Below are 2,850 nucleotides of genomic sequence, written 5' to 3' on the forward strand. Positions count from 1 at the left end.
CAGTCTGTCTAATAACCCTAACCACCGATTAAATTTTTGTCAAATACAAGAACATTTCGACTTTGCTCAAAAATTATTTGTTTTTTTTAGGTGGATACATTTCGGTTAATAGAGTGGGTAGTTTTCGGTTAATATATACACATTGAAATAATCATATCCAGATTGTAGTGAGTCAAATCTCTTGAAACCGTTCTGTTTCCTTCCTTTTGAACTGTTCGGAATTTCCGAACAGTTGAATTTTTCATCAATTCATTTGTTTGAAAAATATGCTTTATATGTTCACTAATATTTGCTTTACTACTATCGAAAAGGCTAACAATCTGTGCTTGGGTAAGCCAAATAGTATCATCTTTAACTCTAACTTTTCCGATAAGTTATCCGTTTGATATAGAATTATTTCATTTTTCATATCAAGCCCTCCTCTTTTAGTTTATCCAAAACCTTAACCGAAGAAATATCCATTTTAGAAAAAGCAAACCATTTTTTGCCTAAATCTTTAAGGCTTGCTCCAAAGTGGTATATTTCCGTTTCATCTATAATAAGAAAGCGGTCGTGAGCATCTTTAAATGCTTTTGCTGTTACTGTTGGGTATTGCTCGTTGTGTTTTTTTATATCTAAACTTAATTGTTTCGATATATTTTTGGTAAGAATAGTAAAACTTACGTCTTTTTCTCGCTTTGCAAAATGCGTAAGCACTGTATCGTCAATATAATTATCTATAAGTATTATTGAGCTTCTCGCTGTTCTTACCAAATCGGAAACAAAGGTATAGGCATCAAATATTTGTCCTTTAAAAAAGATGTCTTGGTTGGGCGGTAAACTTGCATTTATTTGTAAGTCTATTCCGTTTACTTTTTTAGATAAATTTTGCAAATTATCTTCAATACGGTTCATTCTATTGTTAAGAGAATAGCCTTTTAGCAAATAATCTTTTAGAATTTGGTTTGCCCATATACGAAATTGAGTTCCCTGCTTTGACTTTACTCTGTAACCAACAGAAATAATTACATCAAGATTGTATATTTTTATCTTTCTTGTTTGTGTTTTTCCTTTAACAGCACCATGTTGAGTGGTTAGTAAGAAATCCTTACATACCACTTCCTTATCAAGTTCTCCTTCTTTAAAAACATTACCAATATGTTGTGTAATTGCTACTCTATTTCGTCCAAATAAGCTTGCCATCTGCTCCTGCGTCAACCAAACTGTTTCATCTTCAATTCTTACTTCAATACGTGAGGTAAGTTCATTGGATTGATATAGAATTATTTCGTTTTTCATATCACAAATCCCATTTTTTCAAGATGAGTATTTACTTTGCTTTCGACTTCGGCAAGCTCAGCCTCTATTTGTGGCAAAGGTGTTTCGTAGCGTTCAGCTAACTCTTTTATACGATTGGTCAAGCGTTGGCTTGTGTGACTTGACAATGTGTATAACTGCGAAGCGTTAGGTTTATAGTGCATCATATAATTGTCCTCCTATTTTTAATTCTTTCGGTATTATTGGTTTTATTTCTGTCAGGTTCGATTTATAACGTACTTCTGATACTTTATATACCGGTAATTCATTATACTGTACCATTTTTCAAAAAAAATCGACAGCTACGCGGTAATAATCAAATAAATTAATCCCTCACGCAACGCACCGAAAAGCCATAATCCTTATAGGTGTAGGACAGATGAACATAGCTAAAATCGCAGGACATGTTCCGGAACCAGGCGTAACTGGTATAGTACCCGGTAGCACTCCACCAGGAACCGATATCTCCAATACCGTTGAATGTACCCTTATAGTAACGGCTACCACCCGGAAGGGCTGTAAAGCCAGATGTGCCAAAACCTGCATCGTTTTCTAAATCTCCATCATACCATAAACCTGCATTTCCTGCCAATTTGCTACCTTCGTTTGTACCTCGCCAGCCTTTATCATCAGCGTCTGCCTGTGACATACCGAGTGCCATTTCCAATTTCTTCCATTCAGCATCACTTGGCAAATGCCAGCCATCTGGACAAACATCGCAGGCAGTTTCCCAGTCGTATAGATAACCGTAAGTTTCTAGATTTGCATCATCATTATCGTAAGCCCAAAAGTTCCCGCTTGATGATGCATAAGCGAGGTTCTCTGCCATCCATTCTTGATTGCCGATGACTACCGTTTGGTAAACCTTGCCATCACGCAGGTCGGTAAAAGTGTCTTGTGTTGTAAAAGACATGGCACTGCCATAACCAGTAACTGCACTGTTGGTAGCGTAGGCTCTTAAATAGTAGGTTGTGTTTGGCTCTAAATCGGTAACACTAGTTGTAAAAATTCCTGCACTTGCACCATCCTCTGTTTTGTTGTCTTCGATAGTCGGGTTTTCGTTTGTACTCCAACAAACACCACGAGCAGTCACTGTTATTCCACCATCATCGGTTATATTTCCGCCTGATGTAGCTGTGTTTGGGGTAATCTCTGTTACCTCTGTAGTGGATAGGACAGGAAGGTTTTCTAATCCATCGTCATCATCTTTATTGCAATTAATTGCAAATACTAAAAATACTCCCATTAATAATAATGCTAATCTCATAAATCTTTTTTTGTTTTTCATTTGTTAAAAATTTTAATTGTTAAAAAATCATTTTATTTAACTGTTTTTGTTCAATGTTTCAAGCTTGTAGGGTCTTGTACCGATGAACATCAACGACAGTCTGTCTATTAACCCTAACCACCAATTAAATTTTTGTCAAATATAAGGACATTTCTGCTTTGCTCAAAAATAATTTGATTTTTTAGGTTTGCGTTTTTCGAATTGCTTCTTCCAGTGATGTTGGAAAAATATATGACTGTCTTCTGTCTTTTCCTTGTATAAATTTC

Annotated in this window: 3 protein-coding genes; all 3 read right to left on the reverse strand. The window is 35.7% G+C overall.

Annotation, left to right across the window (positions count from 1 at the left end; translation table 11 throughout):
- Nucleotides 1-405: 405 nt before the first annotated feature.
- Complete coding sequence (rhuM, locus tag U9R42_08020) at nucleotides 406-1,278, reverse strand: RhuM family protein (GenBank protein MEA3495966.1); 873 nt, start codon at nucleotides 1,276-1,278, stop codon at nucleotides 406-408.
- A gap of 171 nt (nucleotides 1,279-1,449) precedes the next feature.
- Nucleotides 1,450-1,578: a hypothetical protein gene (locus U9R42_08025; protein ID MEA3495967.1), complete on the reverse strand. Its 129-nt coding sequence runs from the start codon at nucleotides 1,576-1,578 to the stop codon at nucleotides 1,450-1,452.
- A gap of 43 nt (nucleotides 1,579-1,621) precedes the next feature.
- The gene (locus U9R42_08030) at nucleotides 1,622-2,584 is read right to left on the reverse strand and encodes an FISUMP domain-containing protein (GenBank protein ID MEA3495968.1); all 963 of its coding nucleotides are present in this window, start codon (nucleotides 2,582-2,584) and stop codon (nucleotides 1,622-1,624) included.
- Nucleotides 2,585-2,850 lie beyond the last annotated feature (266 nt).

Source organism: Bacteroidota bacterium (assembly GCA_034723125.1).
Taxonomy (GTDB): Bacteria; Bacteroidota; Bacteroidia; order CAILMK01; family JAAYUY01; genus JAYEOP01.